Here is an 18,966-nt window from a genome sequence, read left to right as displayed (position 1 = left end):
ACATCCATTTGATTACAAGTTTGAATAAAATATTAAATAAAGGAGGTGTTAATATGAATTTTAATAATAATGGATGTCATCGATTAGGTTGTGGTTGTCAACAGTGTAGTAATGGAAAATTCAATTGTACTGAAGTTAGACCGTTCAGGGCTATTGACACAACCTGTTTACAACTTTCTGATCCATCAGAGGAGTCTTTGGCATATGGATCTTTTAACAGTTCCATAAGGTTTGTCAGTGTAACTCCAGTTACACCACCTACTTTAGGGCAGAAAGTTATTTTCACGACTCCTGGCCCCTCATTAAATGTATATCCTGCTTCCGCCCCAAATAATATCACGTCATATTAATAGTAATGTAAGTTGATTTAGCCTTACACCTCCCGAATTTCGTTACTGAGGGTCACTCCATCACAAGTGACCCTTTTATAGTTTCTTTACTCAAAAGTACCCTATAGGATTGACTTCGGTCTAGAAACAACATGGCTAATTATAAGTAGTGAAAAAATAATATTTACTATATCTTCATACACCTTCCTTATTGTCCAAACAACTGTATTTGATATGAATAAAATATTATATAGAATAGGAGGTGAATATAAAATGGCATCATTTGAAATTGGGGCGAGAGGTCTTTTCAATTTTCGAAACGAACGCTTTTTCCTATTAGTTGAAGATGAAATTACAATTCCAGAAAAAGGTGTGGAGATTGATCCAGTGAATATCTATGAGATTGACCAACAAACTTTCAATTTTATCAGAGATGAAGGAGATACACCTATAGTTGTACCACGTTTTAATCTTCCTCCTGTACCACCTGGATTTGAATTAGAACGAAAATGTATTTTTACAGTCGATAATTCATACTTTGTCATCTATGAATTAGAAAATGGCACTGATAACTTTGTTATTTTAAGAATCAGTGCAGCTTTATTTAACTCATTGAGAAATTCTGGTGTTCGTGAATGTGTTCCTCAAGATTTCATTAATTAATAAAAAATCCAACCTTCAGTAAAATTATTATCATCATATTTAAAGTAATGTTCAGCAAGATTCCTCATTCCTTGCTGAACATTTTACTCATATTGTGCAGTAATATTTTGCAATAAATTTATTTCGTCACCTTTCTCTCCTTCAATACATAAAATACGTTTGAGGTAATTCATCACTATGAAAGTAAAGGGGATATTGATTTAAATGACTAAAAATAATCCACAACAACCTTCTGAAGCAACAGACATTCAGATAGCAAAACTTGCCTATATTGGGGCTTCAATCTCAACATTGGGCGACGGTCTATCTGCTGTTGCAGCTGGTTTAGCATTAAATGCTTTAGAAAAATCAAATAACCAGAATCCTCAAGTCCAAAATAATGACCAATCTAAAGAAGTAGATGATCTTCAAAAGCAGATAGATTATTTAATAAACGAATTAAAACAAGTAAAAAAATTGATGAGATAACTAAATTCTCCTCTAAGCTACTTTTAAAAATGATATTGAAACATAAGCAAAAAGGAGGGCAACCTTTGCAATACAATGTACAACCAACTTTAAACAATAGATTAACTCGACCTTAATAAAGCCATTAACGGAGAATATAATGCTATTCAATTTTGAACATTTGGCACAACTTGCTCCAAATGAAGAGGTTTAAAATCATATACTAGAAATACAAAAAGATGAAATGAGACATTACCAAGGTTTTATTTATACTTACCTTACTGGTTAACAACCATCTCCACAAATAAACGAAACTTACCACAGAATTTTAAGAGTGGTATCCTACCTGCATTTAAAGATGAACAAGAAGCCGTTGAATTTTATCATTGTGTTGCTAGAGAATATAATATTCCTTATATTAGTAATCAATTTAGTTCAAATACTTCTGATGAACAAAATCACACAGTTTGGTTTTTATTCTTTATTAACCAATATTGATAAAGTAATATTACCGACTATTTGGTCGGTTTTTTTATTTATACTCTGTACTTACTGAACAATATGTTTCTAAGATTGAATACAAACAGAAAATTAATCTATCATCACAAGCTCTATTTCTTTATCATGTTGAATGTTTATATAAAAATCCTTTTTTGATAGTTCTACATCTTACAGTAATTTAATTAGCTCATTTATACTCAATCTCATTCACCCCCCAATTCAACGAGTAAACCATTTGATTCTAAAAAATCTGCTACTACCTCAAAACCTCAAAAGCCTTACTACATTCTATACGTAGCAAGACTCTTTAAAGTTGTTTCAAATTACAACCATCTAATTATTAATTCCTTAAAAAATGAATAATGAAGTTGTTTACTTCTTATAGAACTAACGCACCCTTTAGCCCCATTAAGAGCAATAAACAGCACTTCACTACAGAAAATGAAAGATGATTAAGTCCTTTCAAGGGAGTTGAACAAGGAAAAGCATTAAAAGTAATTAATATCACCTACATAAGTTGCAGGTTTTACACTGTTCCGTGAATAATTCAGGTTTGAAGATATTTTTCTAATAAAGTTAAAAAGAGCTCGATATCATCTTTGCTAAGATCACCAATGTTGGATACCCTAAAAGAATTTAATTGATTAAGTTTTCCGGGATATATCGTTATTCCGTTAGCATATAAATAATCATGCATTTCTTTAAAATTATACTTTTCACTTTCGGGCTCTACTATTGCTGTAATAATTTTTGAATGGTGCTCGACAGGGACGAGATATCTTAAACCAAGTCTAGAGAGGCCTTCTATTAAGGTTTCCCAACATTTAGAATATCGTTCATATCTTTCTTTCATACCTTCTGCTTTTAATTCTACAATTGCCTGTTTTAGCGCATAGATAGTTTGAACAGGCGGAGTAAAACGCATCTGACCTGTCTCGATGAAATGGTAATATTGAGAATAAAGATTCAAGTAATAATTTGTCTGCTTTTTTGTTTTTCCTTTTTCTAGTTCGCTTTTTTTAGCTATAACAAAAGAGACTCCTGCCATTCCTTGAAGGTTTTTATTGGAACTTGCTGCCAAATAACTTATATTCATTTTACTCATATTAATTGGAATAGCCGCAAACGAACTCATTGCATCTACCATCATATTAATCTCATTTTCTTCACAAATGGAGCCAATCGATTCTATATCGTTTAATAACCCCGTTGTTGTCTCATTATGCACGACAGCTAGAAAAGAAACTTTTCGTGGAATTCTTTGAATAAATGATTGTAACTGATCTAATTTAATCGGTCGATCGGGTGGACTTACAAACTCAATCCAATCCAGCTGATAAGCTTCTGCAATTTCACACATTCTTTTTCCATAGGCTCCGTTATTAATGATTACTAAAACCCCATCAGTCATTACAGAACTCAAGATTGCCTCCACAGCAGCAGTACCTGAACCACCAAATAAAACGGTAGTATATTGATTATCTTCTGAAACTAAACAAGTAATTTCAGAGGTAACAAATTGCAATATTTGGCTGAAGTCATCTTCACGAGGGCAAATATCTGGTACCACTTGTGCGTATTTAACCGTATCTGTTGTAGTAGCAGGTCCGGGATTCAGTAATATATTTCTTTTAATTTTCTTCATGGTACTCCTCCCTTTAATTTTATTACACTTTTATACGCGGTTCGAATTATCTCCCTCCACCTAAGTAAAGAGGGTACCTATAGGCAAGATCAACCTGCTAATATTCCTTTTCAGAACAATTATTTAATAAATCTCTGTAGACGAGTTTTAACTTCATTTGGAGTAACTTTTGGGCGTCCTAGATTTTGTTTTGATCCCTTTGAGATTTTCAAATAAATAAAAGTCAGCCCTTTTGCCATTTTCCATTCTTGAATACACATTTCAAGTTCATGTAAATTATGGATATAGTATGACTTTTCATAACCGCAAGCTGCAGCAATATTCACAATATTAACATTGTGAGAAACGGTATTTTGCCCTCCAGTTGAATCGTGAACTTGATTATCTAGAAGAATGTGGAGCATATTTTCAGGTTGATAGTAACCATTTGTAGATAAGCTCCCCATTCGCATAAGGAGGGAACCATCTCCATCAATAACAACTACATCTATATCTTTTCGCGTATAGGCCAAGCCTAAGCCTAAAGAACCGACACAACCCATGGAGCCAACCATATATAGATTATTATCAGAATCCTCGACCTCATATAGTTCCCTTCCTGTTTTACCAGTTGTGGCCATTAATACTGTTTTCATATCTTTGAGTCCGTTTATTACTTTTAACGTGTCAAAACGACTTGGCTGTTCATCTAAGTCAGTTTTTTCAATTTTTTTCATATTTTTATGATTAAGACGTTGCTCTATCTTTAATTTCTCACTTTTAAATGTTTCTTTTCTCACTACAAAAAAGAATGGTTGATTTGCTTCAATCCACTTGTTAGCTTCTTCAAGCTGTCTCTTTGCCTCACTATCATCAGGAGATAAGAATTGCCATTTTATTTGCATGAGATCTAATATTTGTGTCGTAATTTGTCCCATTAATTCATGCTGGGGTTCATCATTCAACCCGGGTTCTCCACGTAGACTAACAAACCCAAGTATAGGTATTTGAAAGGGGTGGTTTAAGGAAGTCAAAGGAGAAATACAATTGGTTAGACCAGAGTTTTGCATTAAAACAACTGATTTCCTTCCCCCAAGGTATGCTCCTGAAGCAATGGCTACAGCATCACCTTCGTTAGCTGCAGCAATATATTCACACTCATTTATGGAATAGTTAATAAGATTCTTTAAAAATGAACATGGGACCCCACTGTAAAAGTCAAAACCAAGTCTTTTAAGCTCATTTCCAAATTCTATTGTATTTAACATATCATCACTCCGTTTCGGGTTGTGATTGGTTATTAGTTGATGGCAAATATTTCTTCTCTGCTTTTTGAAGTTCCTCAGCATTTTGAAGTCTAAAAATCTCTTGCACACTTACGATCGATTTCTCTACTTGAATAAGACTTTCATCTTTAAGGATTTGTTTTGAGATGTTCTGCATAGCAGTGATTGAAGCTCTTAGGTTATGGTTAGCCCAGATCGCCGTACTTATTCCGACTTTTCTGAATTCATCGGTTGGGGTTGTATAATATTTTGTAGGCACAATAACCACTGGATGCCTTCCACTCCATTCCTTCATAAATGCTTCAATTTCTTTAAAATCCGACTTTTTACTATGCACTAGAATGGCATCTGCACCAGCCTTTCTGTAGGCTTCCGCACGTTTAAGGGCTTCATCTAATCCCAAGCCTGCAATAAAAGCCTCGACTCTAGCTACAACCATAAAGTCTTCATCCCCTTGAGTATCTTTCATTGCTTTTATTTTCCCGCAAAATTCTTCAATTGATGCGAGAGGCTGTTTTTCTCCATTAATAAATGAGTTCGTTTTAGGAAAAATTTTATCCTCGATACAGACTCCAGCAATATCCAATTGTTCTAGTTTTCTAACTAACCTCCGAGCATTATTAAAATTTCCATATCCCGTATCCCCATCTAAGAGGATGGGAATTGTTGTCGTATCACTCATAAATTCAAGTATATCTAATACCTGCGTCCATGATGCTTCATTATTATCTCTTACACCCAATGATCCTGATATCGATAGACCACTCCCCCAAATCCCTTTAAAACCGACTTCTTCTACAATTTTTGCGGAAAGACCGTTATGGGCTTCCATTAAAAATTCAAGTTTGTCTGAATATAGTATTTTTTTTAATTTCGTCGTTTTTTTCAATATCTTCCCTCTCCTTACTTGACATGTCACATTATATGACTAAAAGTAAAGATTGGTAGGGCAGATACATTAGAAACTAATGATTTTAAAATTTAAAAAATGGGAGAGATTAATCGCGTTACCAAGTCCCACCCATGCAAGGTAAATCTATTTACATACAATACAGTAACCTCCATAAATGGAGAGGACTACACTATTATTACAAAGGAATAAAAATTACTAAATGAGGTGCGATTATTGAAAAATGGACTTGGAAAATGGGAACAATTCTTACTTTTAAAACAAAATCCTTTAACAACTAACTGCATTCCAGAATCAACACTTTACAGTCTAGAAAACCTAATCTATTTATTAAATAGGTATGAGTATGTTTATGTGAAACATGATAGCACTGGACAAGGAAGAGCAATTTATAAAGTCTACAAAAGAAAAGATGGACGCTATTGTTTTAACGGATTTACCATGCAGGGTAAAGAAATAAATAAGTGTGTGGCAGCAATTGAGGATTTCCATCAAGTTTTACATCCATATGAGAAACACGGTAGATTAAGTGGAAATTATATTATACAGGAAGGGGTCATGAGTCTAACCCCTAATGGCGATTCAATATCCATTCGTGTTCATGTTCAAAATCTAAAGGGAAAATGGATAATTGGTGGAATTTACGGAAGGATTGCAACTGAGGATCATGGGATTGTCAATTCAAATCGGGGTTCTCAAATAATATCGATTGATGAATTATTATCAGTTTATATGATGATGGATAATACAAAGAAGGATAAAACAATAGATTCTCTAAAAAAAGATTCAATTTTAGCATCGGAAGTAATAGCATCCCACTTTCCTTGTAGAGAATATGGCATTGATTTTGGAATAGATCATAAAGGAAAACCTCTATTATTTGAAGTAAATACAACGCCAAGCATAAGTAGTTTTGCCAAAATTGATAAGGCGATCTGGAAGAAAATTGTTGAGATTAGGAAAATGCAAAATGAAGGCTAAGTTTGAAATGTAGTTAAATTTTAATTCTGAATCTAAACAAGTCTTTCTATATCCAAAAGTGTGTGCTGTAGCCCATTCTTGTCCATTGACTTTCCAATGCGCTACACTTAAATCCAAAGAAATCTGTATTTATTTAATCGTTCGGTCGCTTTTTGGTCGCCCAAAGTCGCCTATTTTTTCTATTGAAACAAACTATAAGACCACCCATACGGAGTGGTCTTATAGTTTATTAAATTAAACACTTCTTTCGAACATTAGATAGTCGGGTGACACATCAAATTCATCCATAGTCATTTGTTTTTGTTGTCCCATATCTACTATTCCCCTCTCTACCATTCCAGCCAATTTTCTAAATTAGGTCTACTACCAATCTATTGTGGAAGACTATTGTAGAAACACACTGGACACTCTCTATGCACCTTGTCCTCAACAGATAATTTACAAATTCGCAAAGAAAAGAGGCAAGGACAGAACTCAATTATTTTGAAAAATAGAGAAAATGTTCCGTTTCACTGAGTTGAGTGATCTTTCTTAATTCCAGTAGCTATCGGAGCAGTAAATCCACAGTTTGTACTTGTAAATATTTGGGCAGAAGCTGTTTGTCCAGCACTTAGACTGTGGTCACGTATATTTAAAGTTATACTTTTTATCGTAGCGTTCTCAGGAATAACTATAGAACATCTTACAAAAGAAGCTGAAGAAGTACCTGTTCCAAGAAAGTCATTGTTTCCTACTGATTGATCTGTAGAAAGAAAAACCTCCATTAACCCTGAACCACTTGGTCCAGTTACTCCTCGTAGTCCAATTGCTCCCGTTGTTCCCGTTACTCCTTGGAGACCAGTTGCTCCTGTCGCTCCTGTTGCCCTAATTTTCCCCGCTATTATTTGTAAGCCAGGTGAATCTATCTCTTCTGCTAGCCCTTGGTGATTTGTCGAACCAGTTACTCCAGTTATTCCTTGATAGTCTATCTCTCTAGTGACATCTGTTTCTCCGTTTAACCCTCTTTGAAAACTAAATCTCATTAGATTATCTCCCCCTTTTTTTCATAATATTGTTATTAAAAATAATGAAATAGACATAGCACTAGTGATTTCACTGAAAATTACATCTACAAATTCTACCTTTTGTTATAACTAATAAAGTATTTGTTTGCTGAACATTTTCTTCATATTGTGCAGTAAATCATTTTACTTCTTTATAAGACTCAAAAAATTCAATTAATGCTGGAATGGCTTCTTCATTCAAAGAATACATATCATTCATATAAAATCTTCCTGTATTTGCACTTGCGTAATACCATATATCAATGATTTCTTTCGAGTTATCACTGTACATCACTTCAAGCTTATATAAAGGACCTTCATCTGTATGAGGTTGTGATAATATATTGGCATCTTGCATTGCATCTTCAAAAAGTTTTATTTGAGTGGCATTTTCAACTTCTTGTTTATCTAACTTAGCATTTGTTCCTTGTCCAATCACAATTATTTTTTGAATTTCACCTGCAAACTCAAAAGTTTTCATCTCTTCATTATTACAACCGACAAGAAACAACAAAACGAATATTATAAACATTTTTTTCATTAAATCCCAGGCCTCTCCCTATTTGCTTTATAGATTAGACTTAGAATCTAGTAAAAAGTTACAAACTGCTGAAACTTTCATTTACTGCACATTTTGTTTCGAATAATTCTTAGACCAACACTGCGTCAATTGGTGCACTATTGCGATAGGATAAATACATTTCACCATTAGTTAAATCTTCCAGTGTTTCTTTTAACGATTCTTCACTTTTAACACTTATCCCAAAAGTTCTGTTTGATGGACCACACACTCCGTAATCAGTGTCAACGATTGTATAATCATTACGTCTTTTTGATGCAGCAATAATAAAACGTTCATTTTTTACTACAATCTCGAAGTTTTTCGTTTTCCTTTCCTTGAATTGAATGAATTCTCCAACTTGCTTTTCTTTTAATTGGTCACAGAAAGCTTTTAAACTTTCATAATCACGATTGACTCCTGCATTAGCTTCCATATAAAAATTGGAATCGGTTGCTATTCCATTGTTCTTCGAAATGATTTTTAAGTGCTTTTGTCATATTTTTCGCCACCTGATTTAGATTTTTTTCTTCATACGCTGTACGTAAACTCGCTTGTAACCTCTGTGCGCTTATCTTTATGGGCTGCTAAAAACTCTTGTTTTTGTTCAACTGTTTCACCTTCAAACGTGATACCCAAAAACGTTTCAATCGCTTTTACTTCAAAGTTAAGAGCATCTAATTACCATTTCTCCATGTGTATTCTCCCTTCTTTAACACCACATTTTTTTCTAACAATCATAATTTTTTCTTTTCCATATTGATAAAAGCAAGGTTCATGCTTATGTTTGTTTGCCACCTCGTAAACGCATCACTCAATAAATAATTCAATTCTTGTAACTGCGCTTCAGATACTCTTTCTAAATAACCTTCTGAATATTCCCCACCAAAATCACTAGCTTGATCTCGTATATGATCTAATATCGTATCGACATCAACATCTGGAACAAATTCGATTTTTTCGTAAATAACAATTTCACATTCATCTGATGACATTCTTTCATCTTCCAGATAACCATTTTCATTGCACCACTCGTTGTAAAGCTCGTCAAGTTCTTCATAACTAAGCTCGTCCAAAAACTTCTCTGCAGTTTCCCATGATTCAAACTCACCTAACGTATCCACTTGATTTTCTAAATTACGGTCAAATGTAATCAGCCAATTCATTTATTAACAGGAGTAGTAAGGGTTTTCAGACTCAACGGCTCAAGACAATTATTATCAACAACTCCTTTTGCTGCTAATGCCAATGCTTCTACTTTTGTAACTCCAAGTGTAAGTGCAGCTCAGTATGAAGTTGAAATTGTTCCTAATCAAACAGGCGGATTATACAGCGTTTACGGGCGAACAGCTTCAGGTGTAATCATCGATGCCCAAAGATTTGTGAACTCAGAATTAACTCCGATTCTTTAATTTTATATACAGATTTTAACTGTTCATCTTGGAAGCCTTATACTCAGTTATAAGGCTTTTCGTATTTTATCAATTTCCTTCCTACACATTCTCTTTCACTTGCTCTCTTCATCCCAATTCCACAAGCTCAATTGTCCTTTAGCTGGTACCGGGTACATCGTTTAACTGCCATGCGTAGCGACCTTCTTCATAATTACCGAACCACCATTCATCACCTTGGATTAAGTGACCTTTATCAGTACTGGTGTTTTCCTGCTCATACATACCGTAATAATCGGATGTGATCTTGTGGCATTCCGTTAAGTTAGCTGTAGCGATAACTGCGCCTTTCGGTAAATCAATAGGCGATTTGATGCCTATTTTCATTAAAGCACTGTATATAGCTAGCGAATTGAATGCATCTTTATCAATCGTCTTACCAGCATGTATTGTAATTGGACCTCGGTGTTTTCCCGCAAACGTCATTTCATCGACCGAGTACGCCATTTATCATAGATTACAAAAACTTGCTAAACAAAGAAGAAATGAATGGCCCAGCTTATAGTCCTGATGGTTCTGAAACGGAATTGTTATATACTAACAATTTCAGTTATCCCATATTACCCAATTCATTAACAAGAGCATGGTCAAAATTTGTTAAAATGAATAAATTGAAATATACAAATTTACACGGCCTTAGACATACCTTCGCTTCTTATGCAATTGTTAATGGAGTAAATTTTAAAACAATACAAGAGCAATTAGGTCATGCTCATGTTAATATATCTATAGGTACTTATGGTCACTTAACTGATGAAGAAGATAAAATTAAGGATTTGAAGATATTTAACAAATTAATGTAGAATGGTCGCTTCTTTGTCGCTCGTTTAATTTAACCTACCTCAAAACCTCATATATACCAACGTTTCTATTAAAGGAGGTATCAAAATGAAAGCATTCTATTGTAATGCATGCTCTAGACCATCCCTATTACAGGTCAAAGAGGTCTAAATAAAATAAATGATTTGAATGATCTCTTTAGGCCATCATTTTTTCAAAAGCCTAATACACAGGAGTGATTTCATATGAAAAATCAAACGATACAGCCGTTTTTAACGGTCGCTAACTACCATTTACTTGTACAACAAATAAATAAATTATTGCAAGCACTAGCTACAACAAAAGATAAAAATGTCATCCTTGCCGTACGTGGTATTGTCGATAGCGAAATTACGGCAAAATTATCGCTAACTGAGGCACAAACACAGCTAATAGAAAAGGTCTTTTCTGTGACGGACCGTGCACAGGGCGAAGAGTATTTATCACAATTAATACCCTATGTTATTCCCTTTAAAGCTGTTACAGCAAGCACACTGAAAAACCTATTTAAAAAAGAGAAAAAATTAAAGCTACCAAAGCTTGAAGAGATGGATTTTCAGCACATTAGTTATTTAGCTTGGGATGACCCTGGCACACATCGAAAATACATCGTAATCGAGCAAGGGGAACAACTAAAAGCAATTAAAGGGACATTCTCCAACACAACCATTCGAGGTATATGTGCCCTTTGCAATCGGCATTCTGATGTGGGTCTATTGACAACAACTGTCAAAGGGAATATCGTCGGGACATTCACCAATCATAGTAATTATATTTGCGCAGATAGCCAAGCCTGTAATCAGCATGTAACAGATATAGAAAAGACACAGGCATTTTTTGAGCGCATCACGCAATAAAATGAAATGTAAAAAGACTATCTCCAGTTGGGATAGTCTTTTTGCTTTTAATAACGGACAGTCTGTTTATCCACTTTGATAACGGACGATGCGATGATAACAAAGCCTAGCATCAAAACTAAGATTAAATCAAGTAATCCTGTATGCATCGAAACTGTGAAGAGCGTAATGATAAACGCATAAGCAACTGAATGGAAGCTACGAATACCCTCTTGCTTCACCTTATTATAAATAAGTGAGATTAAGGCACCGTAAAGGAAGAAACCAATCGCTACTAATAAATAACCACCATCTAAAAACAATTGACCAATAAAGGTCGGCGTAGTCGTGCGGTTTTCACGTGTGATAATTATTCCCTTCTCTACACTAATCGAATTGACAACCTCTGATACCTTCATTCGAGGTGAAATTTGCTCACCGGGTAATACTGTACTAAAAATTCCTTTATGGATTTGACCGTGTAAATAGCCTTCCTGTTGTGTATATTCAATAATTGTACTTAGCACAATATGACTTGTTACACTTTCTGCATTAATGGCACGTATCCATTGTGGGGTTAAGTTCACCTTTTGTTCAGCCGTTAATAGCTTTTCCCTTGCTTCTTCCTCCAACAACGCTATATCTGGCTGATCTCGATTATTGAATGCTAATGATTGATCCTCCATTATTACCCGTAAAAAACTAAACATGGAGAATGCAAAACCAACAACGAACAACGTTGTTAAAAACCATGTTAGCTTCACTCGTTTCACTACGTAGTGGAAAATAATGATGCCAGTAAACAACATAATAATCAATGGTGTTCGGTAAGCCATTAATAAAAACAAGAACATAGCAGCCGCAAAAATAGCACCATATATACATGCCTTTTTCCAGTTCATATGCTTTTCTAATATCATTTTGTACGACAATAGCAATAAAACGCCAAACCATAGTAATTGACTAAAGAAGTTCAGCTTTGGATTTAAATTCCGTCGATTAGACTCATCTGAAATCCCAAATCCGCCTTCAAAAGTCATTAATATATAAGCACCTAAACCAAGAATAGTAAGAAACACAATAAAATGAATCACATATTTGCTTAAAAATGACAGACCAAATGAAGGAATAGTCCATTGGAGTTTGTCAATAACGTAAACACCTATGTAATAGCAAATCACCGCTAAAATAACTGGTGGCCAAATCGATACAGATATATTAAATTGTTCAAACTTATGCCAATCAAACATACTTGTGAAAAAATAGAGTACTAAAATAAAGGGTAAAAAGAAATACGGTGAAAATGTATCGATTTTATTTAATTTTCTAAAAAATTGTTTCATGCTTTTCACATCCGAGGATGCATTCCCTCCTAAAATCAAACTAATTAATACTATTTATGTAAAACAAAAATAGTAAAGCTACCCTACTATTTTTGTATATTAAAACCATTATTTTAAAATTCACACAGTATAGTCTGAGAAAAAGCCATTCACGGCCTAGCGTGAATGGCTTTTCATATTGTTATGACAACCATTTTGGAGGAGTATTTTTTTCCCAGAGTTCAAACCACTTCGTAATGGTTGCTTTTCTATAAATAGACTACGATATTATCAAGCATTCATATTATATCATATTTTCTAATTTTAGTATTTTTGTATATTCACGTATGCCATTTTGGGGTACTTCTGGGGTACCGAACTATACAACAACATTTAACTATCTTTCACAAGCCCAACCATCTCCGTCACGATCCATTCTTGTCATTAGGGATCATTGGTACACCTCTTAATTTTGTAACACATTGTTTCCCTTAGTTTTTTGTTAAAGCAAATGCAATTACTAGAATAAGGGTCAAATGTGTTAGTAATATTTTACCTTCTTCAAAATCATTATACATAATTAGCATTAAATTGGTATAAATGTATCAATTTTCTCAAAATAAAAAAGGTATTTTTATAGAGAAAATAATGGAGAAAACTCAAGAAGTAAACTAAAAAAACTATTCTATAACAAATAAATAGCCCAGTCTCAATATTATTGAGTGCTTGGGCTTTTGTGTATAGTTGAGGATTGGTGCACCTTAACCCTTTGTGCAGAAGGGAAAAGTTGCACCTGAATTATTATATCAATTTAAACATTCAGTAAATATCCAACAAATGGTTTAAAAAGAAATATAATCACATAGCATTGGATAATATACATTTTTAACTAATATTATCCAATTAATTAAAAATCTTTAATTACACTAACCTGTTCCCATTACTATTATTTACTAACTTGAAAATACAAAAGATTAACCACCCATCATGGAATGTCTTTTCTCTGTAGTAGTCAAATAGAAAATAATTATCCACTTTTTATATAATTCATAAAGTGGTAGAATTTAGAACAAAAGGAGGATTTATTAATGAAAAAACTATCATTATCATTGGTTACTAGTAGTATTCTTTTATCAATGTTATTAACACCTGTACATACTGAAACTGTACACGCTAAAGAAGTCGAAAACAAAGTGAATTCGAGCACATACATGGTTGGTTTAAAGAAGCCACATACAAATGGCAGAGCTAAAGAAGTTAAACTGAAATTAGTTCAGCTAGTCAGTTAAAAAACTATTTAGAAAAAAATTATTCAGAATTAAAAACTGACATTGTTACAGTAAATTTTAATTATATTGTGACTGAAAACGATGATTTAAATAGACCATATGATTTTTTTATTGATTTCAATATGTCTCTTACACCTTATAACATGTCTTTCGAAGCTGCGATGACTGAACATTTAAATTCTATTAAGCATCAAGATACAGCCAAAGAGGATGTTACTAAAGCTAAAAAGCAACTTAATGATTATATTGAAACTATGGCTAAAGATGTAATAGGAAAACTACCAAATAAAAAGATATTGGGGCAAGACTATAATAGCTGGTATCGTTATCCAAATCTAAAAATGGATCTGAGAATAGAAACAAAAATGAGTTGGACGAATTATGAACCAATTAGTACTAAACACGTTTGGTTTGACAAGCCCGAAGATTATTCTAAAAATATTGGTGTTAACATGGATCCTGCTTATAATGAATTAGAAAGAAATAAATATCGTCGAGAATATGCTCTATTAAAGTATAATGATTTCAAAATTACTGATTTTGGTTGGAGAAAATATTTAGATGAATTTAAATCATTCGATTACTAATTAGCACCTTAATAGGTGCTTTTATTTTCAATCAATGAAATGTAATAAAGCAATCGTAATTAAAAATCGACTTTTTCTTTTGTTAATTCATACTTTCAACATCTTAAATCTCCCTCTCTACCATCCATTCAATTTTCAAATTCACCTGATCTATTAAATATAAAGGTACTGGACACTCTCTGTGTACTTTACCCTTCACAGATGATGATTAAGTCGACTTACTACTCAAACGCTATATAGCCTTACCTATGCCTCTACAAATATGCCTTTTTGATATTTCTAGCAAATTTCAATATTATAAATGTTGGAGTTAGATAAAATTTAAATGGCGATAATTAAATGAACAAACAACCCAAGAATTACTGGAAGCTGGTTATATGATAGAGGAGATTAATACAGCCTTTGAGGTAGTAATTGAACAAGCTAAACAGCCCAATACGGAACGTGAAACAGATAACTAATAAAGTTGTCTGTTTTTTATTATGGTAAATAAGCATATGTATGGTTAAAGTTGTTATTATAGGTTATTAAAAGAAATAACCTTAGACAATTTTAAGGAGGATACATAAGTGGTTAATTTGTTTAAAAAAGGTTTTATTTATTTAGCGTTAATGCTGTTTATACTGGGTAGCCTTAGTGTTGAAAGTGCTTCAGCTGCAGAAGCTGTGGATTATGAAGAGGGTGTTACTAATTTAAATAATACTCCAGAAAATAGTGCTGTAGTTGGTAATGTTCTAAAAAAACCAGAAGTCGGATGGAATAGATATCACGGCACTAATCCCAAAATTATCATTGGAAACCCTTCAAGTTATACTGTTACAAATAATTCATTGTATTATAATGGATCAACAGCATCTTTCGGAAAAAATAATTCTGCTACTTTCATTTTTAATGGAACTAAATTTAGAATTATTGGAGCCTTTTATATTGCTAGGAGTGCTAACATAGAAGTTAGCATTGATGGAAATGTGATTGAAAATTTTTCCCAAAATATCCCGGGTTTCAATAGTAGTAATGGGACACAGAAATTGACTTATGAAAAAAGTAATTTATCATCAGGGACACATATTGTTGTAATTAAAAATCTTGATATGACTCAAAGTTTTGAAATCAATGCACTTGATATTGATGGTGTTTTATTATCTGAAACTGAAATTCCTAATGATCAATCCCTTACTTTAGATAGAAATACATTAGAACTTTTGGAAGGCAGCCAAGATAAATTAACAGCTACAGTTACTCCAGATACAGCTAAAGTAATTTGGACAAGTAGTGATGAATCAATCGCTACTGTAGATCAGAACGGGAATGTAACTGCTATTCGTGAAGGTCAAGCAATTATTACTGCTAAAGTCGAAAATACAGAACTAGTTGCGACTGCTACAGTTATTGTTAAGAAACCGATTAGTGAATCATCAAGTGCTATTCTAAGTATCACTTTGGTGAATGGTATAACAAAAGAATATGATGTAACGAATGCCGTATTAAACAACTACTTAAATTGGTTTGATAGTGCACAAGGTACTGCAACATTCAAATTCTCAAAAACAATTTCACCTTATAAAAAGGTAACTGAGTATGTAGTACATGATAAAATTGCTTCTTTTGAAGTAAGAGAATATTAGCCATAAAAAGACCAGGTACTCACATTTTTATGAGCGCCTGGTCATTTGTTTATATGACTTAAAAGTTATTCTTTCTTCTCTGCTTCAATAATAAAATCTGTATATGGTTTTTCATCAACTAAAACAGAAATTTTCCAAAGCCCTTTTTTATCAAATCCAAACTTCGCCTCACTCTGTTTGTTTTCAATTGCCCATTCATAAAGTTTTACAGTTTCTCCTGTATCCTTATGTGTTGCTGTCATTTTGAAATTTTTTCCGATAAAATCTTTTTCTAAAAAATAGACTTGATATAGTCTTCCTTCGTCACCAACTGGAAACTCTGGCTCATCGCTTTCCCCATTAACTTTTATAATACCGAATTTTTCTTCTAATCCATGTAAAATCATATTATCTTTAGTAAAAGTCGGACTTTTTTCCCAGTCAGTTTTTATATCTTCTGAACACCCTGACAAGATTAAACACATAATAAAGAAAAAGCTAATCATTTTCCTCAATGTCTTTTCCCCCTCCTAAAACTGTCAAAATATTTTAAGTACGGTCTTTTACTAGCCAGGCCAATATTTTACCACAACCTACTATTTACTAATATTAAGTATACTTTGAATTACTAAATATACCAATAATAAAAATAAAAAAAGCCCAGGCTCAAAATTAATTGAGTACCTGGGTGTCTTCTTCTGTCACAAATGTAGAATTCTCTTTTTATTCATTACAAGCATTAGTTGGTTCATCACCAAATACATCTGCTAGTGTGTTAGAAATGCCCTGTGCTCCTAAACACATTTTATACTCTAGTTCATCGGATACCCCATAATGCAGAACTGCACTTCCTATAATAATAATTAATGCTCCTGCAAAAAATACTTTCTTCGCTCCCTTTATCACTTTGATTGCTCCCTTCAACAAGAAATATTTGCTATAAACAGCATATCAAAAGTTTATTTTGCACGTAAATACAGTGATAGACTGATAATTCATCCGGCTTTAGACTTACCTTTATTTAAGCATTCCACCGCGGTCAATGACAGTTGCAACTAAGCCCAGCACTCGATCTGTAGTAAGTTCTTTATTTTGTAGAGCTGTTAAGTGTTGAGATTGAATGTGTTTCTTCTGTACGCCCCATTTAATAATGTTTTCTGTTGCCGTTTGCATAGCTGGTGAACCTGGATTCCAATTTTTAATTTCTGGCACTTTAACTTCCTCCTTTGGTTTGTCTTCCACAATTAATTGAACCTGCATCTTACTGTTACTTGGTACAACTACTTTTCCTAATACATAACCTTTAGGTATTTTCCAATTTGCTTTAATTTCAAAATGCGGTCGGTCAATAGCATTTGTCCATGTTCCGCCCCACTCAATGCCTAACTTTTTAGCGATGGCACCGACTCTATTTAAAGTGGTAACATCATATAAAGATTGTGGAGGACCTACCGCGATATCCCATGATAGGCGTGATTTGTGGTTACTATTTAGTGTCCATGTAACAATTTGTCCTGGTCTAGTTCTACCTTGCGCATAGAGGTATTTCTGCCGTTCCTGAGAGCGATATGTCTCTGTAATGAAGATGTTGCGAATGCCAGCCTTGTAGCACTCCTGAAATAGCAATCGACAGGCAGTTTGTGCAGCTGGTAATAGTTCGGAAAGATCTCGACATGTAGTTGTTACGCTTGAGCTCATTTAACATCATCCTTTGGTTTGTCGTATTTTAATGCCTGAGAGCTGTCATTAGTGCCTTCTGTCGTTGGATCAACAACTACACCAATGAGAACTAAAAAAGCGAGCACAGTGTTAAATAACTCTGTAACTCGCTCGTTATAAATTGTTGTATCGTAGCCAATTAATGACCCAATCTGTTGCACCAGTAAAAGCAATAATGCAAAGGCGGCCACCAAAAAAGGCTTATGCTTTAAACGTACTTTCCAGTTAATTTTCATAATGTTATCCTCCGAGAATTGAATTTTGTAATGCTATAAATACAATACCTATGACGCCACTGATTGCTGCAGCTAGAAAATAACCTTTGATTTTGTCACTGTTCTTTTCCATTTTTTCAACAGATTTTTCGATTTGTTTAACGCTCGAAGCTGTGTTATATACAATCGGTTTAATCGTTGATACGTCCTTTTCAAGTTCCTGCAATCGCCTTTCATGGTCAGCCATCGTGACAGCTTGTTGAAAGGTTGTTTCTTGACTCATGCCCTATTCCCTCGCCTTCATGCACTATTGGAAAATTGAAAGCTATGAGAAGCATCGAGAACCAGTAACATGTACAGTTGCCCATCTCGATTGCTCTCATAGCGTATAATAAAAGCCCTCCACAGATGGTTGTGGAAGGCATAAAACAAAATGTATTATTACTAATTTTGTAGTAAATCAAAGTTATATTTTTTATTTATTTTATTTGCAATTGTTTCTAAAAACAATTCAACAGTCATGTTTTCGACTTCTCTTGTATACCATGCAAGTTTTGCACCATAATTTTTTTTATTATAATTAACTCTTAATGGCCAAAAATTTTTGGTTGCATAAGTATAATCAAATTTCACATATAGTTCCTTTCCATCTGGACATTCCATAATAACATTATACATTGGATTTTTTCTTTCTGGCTCAAACTTAACTTTTCTAATTTTGGTTAGCAATAAATCACTCCTCTATTTACTAAATTCGACAAAAGAAAAGGAATCCCTGCTA

24 protein-coding genes and 1 pseudogene are annotated in these 18,966 nt (G+C 33.6%); 9 read left to right on the top strand and 16 right to left on the bottom strand.

Annotation, left to right across the window (positions count from 1 at the left end; genetic code table 11):
* Nucleotides 1-602: 602 nt before the first annotated feature.
* Entirely contained in the window at nucleotides 603-992 is a 390-nt protein-coding gene (locus QNH24_RS12095) for a spore coat protein (protein ID WP_283872483.1), read from the top strand.
* A gap of 204 nt (nucleotides 993-1,196) precedes the next feature.
* Complete coding sequence (locus tag QNH24_RS12090) at nucleotides 1,197-1,460, top strand: hypothetical protein (RefSeq protein ID WP_054771487.1); 264 nt, start codon at nucleotides 1,197-1,199, stop codon at nucleotides 1,458-1,460.
* 1,027 nt (nucleotides 1,461-2,487) lie between these two features.
* Here the strand turns inward: QNH24_RS12090 and QNH24_RS12085 are convergent.
* From QNH24_RS12085 to aepX, 3 genes are all read right to left on the bottom strand, one after another.
* Nucleotides 2,488-3,585 carry a 2-aminoethylphosphonate aminotransferase gene (locus QNH24_RS12085; protein ID WP_283872482.1) on the bottom strand — a complete coding sequence of 366 codons (1,098 nt, stop codon included), beginning with the start codon at nucleotides 3,583-3,585 and terminating at the stop codon, nucleotides 2,488-2,490.
* Between the two features lie 119 nt (nucleotides 3,586-3,704).
* On the bottom strand, nucleotides 3,705-4,832 hold the full coding sequence (aepY, locus tag QNH24_RS12080) for a phosphonopyruvate decarboxylase (protein WP_283872481.1): 1,128 nt from the start codon (nucleotides 4,830-4,832) through the stop codon (nucleotides 3,705-3,707).
* Between the two features lie 4 nt (nucleotides 4,833-4,836).
* Complete coding sequence (aepX, locus tag QNH24_RS12075) at nucleotides 4,837-5,739, bottom strand: phosphoenolpyruvate mutase (protein ID WP_283872479.1); 903 nt, start codon at nucleotides 5,737-5,739, stop codon at nucleotides 4,837-4,839.
* Nucleotides 5,740-5,976: 237 nt separating this feature from the next.
* Between aepX and QNH24_RS12070 the strand changes: the two genes are divergently transcribed.
* Nucleotides 5,977-6,741 carry a YheC/YheD family protein gene (locus QNH24_RS12070; RefSeq protein ID WP_283872477.1) on the top strand — a complete coding sequence of 255 codons (765 nt, stop codon included), beginning with the start codon at nucleotides 5,977-5,979 and terminating at the stop codon, nucleotides 6,739-6,741.
* 509 nt (nucleotides 6,742-7,250) lie between these two features.
* Here QNH24_RS12070 and QNH24_RS12065 read toward each other — a convergent pair.
* The 4 genes from QNH24_RS12065 to QNH24_RS12050 all read right to left on the bottom strand — a co-directional run bounded on the left by QNH24_RS12065 (nucleotide 7,251) and on the right by QNH24_RS12050 (nucleotide 9,509).
* Nucleotides 7,251-7,763 carry a hypothetical protein gene (locus QNH24_RS12065; RefSeq protein ID WP_283872475.1) on the bottom strand — a complete coding sequence of 171 codons (513 nt, stop codon included), beginning with the start codon at nucleotides 7,761-7,763 and terminating at the stop codon, nucleotides 7,251-7,253.
* Between the two features lie 160 nt (nucleotides 7,764-7,923).
* Complete coding sequence (locus QNH24_RS12060; protein WP_283872474.1) at nucleotides 7,924-8,325, bottom strand: YhfM domain-containing protein; 402 nt, start codon at nucleotides 8,323-8,325, stop codon at nucleotides 7,924-7,926.
* A 109-nt stretch (nucleotides 8,326-8,434) separates the two neighbouring features.
* Nucleotides 8,435-8,779 carry a hypothetical protein gene (locus QNH24_RS12055; RefSeq protein WP_283872473.1) on the bottom strand — a complete coding sequence of 115 codons (345 nt, stop codon included), beginning with the start codon at nucleotides 8,777-8,779 and terminating at the stop codon, nucleotides 8,435-8,437.
* Nucleotides 8,780-9,080: 301 nt separating this feature from the next.
* Nucleotides 9,081-9,509 carry a hypothetical protein gene (locus QNH24_RS12050; RefSeq protein ID WP_283872472.1) on the bottom strand — a complete coding sequence of 143 codons (429 nt, stop codon included), beginning with the start codon at nucleotides 9,507-9,509 and terminating at the stop codon, nucleotides 9,081-9,083.
* A 3-nt stretch (nucleotides 9,510-9,512) separates the two neighbouring features.
* Here QNH24_RS12050 and QNH24_RS12045 point away from each other — a divergent pair.
* Nucleotides 9,513-9,755: pseudogene (locus tag QNH24_RS12045) on the top strand (ATPase); the annotation flags it as partial.
* Between the two features lie 138 nt (nucleotides 9,756-9,893).
* On the opposite strand, the gene QNH24_RS12040 reads toward QNH24_RS12045, so the two are convergent.
* Nucleotides 9,894-10,241 carry an ASCH domain-containing protein gene (locus QNH24_RS12040; RefSeq protein ID WP_283872470.1) on the bottom strand — a complete coding sequence of 116 codons (348 nt, stop codon included), beginning with the start codon at nucleotides 10,239-10,241 and terminating at the stop codon, nucleotides 9,894-9,896.
* Nucleotides 10,242-10,261: 20 nt separating this feature from the next.
* Between QNH24_RS12040 and QNH24_RS12035 the strand changes: the two genes are divergently transcribed.
* On the top strand, nucleotides 10,262-10,597 hold the full coding sequence (locus QNH24_RS12035) for a tyrosine-type recombinase/integrase (protein ID WP_283872469.1): 336 nt from the start codon (nucleotides 10,262-10,264) through the stop codon (nucleotides 10,595-10,597).
* A 222-nt stretch (nucleotides 10,598-10,819) separates the two neighbouring features.
* Nucleotides 10,820-11,470: a FusB/FusC family EF-G-binding protein gene (locus tag QNH24_RS12030; RefSeq protein ID WP_283872467.1), complete on the top strand. Its 651-nt coding sequence runs from the start codon at nucleotides 10,820-10,822 to the stop codon at nucleotides 11,468-11,470.
* A 47-nt stretch (nucleotides 11,471-11,517) separates the two neighbouring features.
* Here QNH24_RS12030 and QNH24_RS12025 read toward each other — a convergent pair whose 3' ends face one another.
* Both QNH24_RS12025 and QNH24_RS26290 read right to left on the bottom strand, forming a co-directional pair.
* The gene (locus QNH24_RS12025; RefSeq protein ID WP_283872466.1) at nucleotides 11,518-12,792 is read right to left on the bottom strand and encodes an oligosaccharide repeat unit polymerase; all 1,275 of its coding nucleotides are present in this window, start codon (nucleotides 12,790-12,792) and stop codon (nucleotides 11,518-11,520) included.
* A gap of 376 nt (nucleotides 12,793-13,168) precedes the next feature.
* A complete protein-coding gene (locus QNH24_RS26290) occupies nucleotides 13,169-13,216 on the bottom strand; it encodes an excalibur calcium-binding domain-containing protein (protein ID WP_353051154.1) in 48 nt (15 codons plus the stop codon).
* Between the two features lie 643 nt (nucleotides 13,217-13,859).
* Here QNH24_RS26290 and QNH24_RS12020 point away from each other — a divergent pair.
* The 3 genes from QNH24_RS12020 (at nucleotide 13,860) to QNH24_RS12010 (ending at nucleotide 16,272) form a co-directional block, all read left to right on the top strand.
* Nucleotides 13,860-14,060, top strand: a complete 201-nt coding sequence (locus tag QNH24_RS12020; protein ID WP_283872465.1) for a hypothetical protein — start codon at nucleotides 13,860-13,862, stop codon at nucleotides 14,058-14,060.
* A gap of 68 nt (nucleotides 14,061-14,128) precedes the next feature.
* Entirely contained in the window at nucleotides 14,129-14,647 is a 519-nt protein-coding gene (locus QNH24_RS12015) for a hypothetical protein (protein ID WP_283934536.1), read from the top strand.
* Between the two features lie 569 nt (nucleotides 14,648-15,216).
* Complete coding sequence (locus tag QNH24_RS12010; RefSeq protein ID WP_283872462.1) at nucleotides 15,217-16,272, top strand: Ig-like domain-containing protein; 1,056 nt, start codon at nucleotides 15,217-15,219, stop codon at nucleotides 16,270-16,272.
* A 65-nt stretch (nucleotides 16,273-16,337) separates the two neighbouring features.
* On the opposite strand, the gene QNH24_RS12005 is transcribed toward QNH24_RS12010, so the two are convergent.
* From QNH24_RS12005 to QNH24_RS11980, 6 genes are all read right to left on the bottom strand, one after another.
* The gene (locus QNH24_RS12005) at nucleotides 16,338-16,766 is read right to left on the bottom strand and encodes a hypothetical protein (RefSeq protein WP_283872460.1); all 429 of its coding nucleotides are present in this window, start codon (nucleotides 16,764-16,766) and stop codon (nucleotides 16,338-16,340) included.
* 208 nt (nucleotides 16,767-16,974) lie between these two features.
* Entirely contained in the window at nucleotides 16,975-17,157 is a 183-nt protein-coding gene (locus QNH24_RS12000) for a hypothetical protein (RefSeq protein WP_283872459.1), read from the bottom strand.
* A gap of 111 nt (nucleotides 17,158-17,268) precedes the next feature.
* The gene (locus QNH24_RS11995) at nucleotides 17,269-17,949 is read right to left on the bottom strand and encodes a M15 family metallopeptidase (RefSeq protein ID WP_283872457.1); all 681 of its coding nucleotides are present in this window, start codon (nucleotides 17,947-17,949) and stop codon (nucleotides 17,269-17,271) included.
* Nucleotides 17,946-18,206, bottom strand: a complete 261-nt coding sequence (locus QNH24_RS11990) for a phage holin (protein ID WP_283872456.1) — start codon at nucleotides 18,204-18,206, stop codon at nucleotides 17,946-17,948. The genes QNH24_RS11995 and QNH24_RS11990 overlap by 4 nt, the downstream gene beginning before the upstream one ends.
* Before the next feature lie 4 nt (nucleotides 18,207-18,210).
* Nucleotides 18,211-18,468, bottom strand: coding sequence for a hypothetical protein (locus tag QNH24_RS11985; protein WP_283872455.1), 258 nt, complete (start codon nucleotides 18,466-18,468; stop codon nucleotides 18,211-18,213).
* Between the two features lie 161 nt (nucleotides 18,469-18,629).
* Nucleotides 18,630-18,914 carry a hypothetical protein gene (locus QNH24_RS11980; RefSeq protein WP_283872453.1) on the bottom strand — a complete coding sequence of 95 codons (285 nt, stop codon included), beginning with the start codon at nucleotides 18,912-18,914 and terminating at the stop codon, nucleotides 18,630-18,632.
* Nucleotides 18,915-18,966: the final 52 nt, after the last annotated feature.

This window comes from Lysinibacillus pakistanensis, assembly GCF_030123245.1.
Taxonomy (GTDB): domain Bacteria; phylum Bacillota; class Bacilli; order Bacillales_A; family Planococcaceae; genus Lysinibacillus; species Lysinibacillus pakistanensis.
The sequence above is the reverse complement of the archived record's forward strand: the minus strand, read 5'-3'. Positions and strand labels throughout refer to the sequence as shown.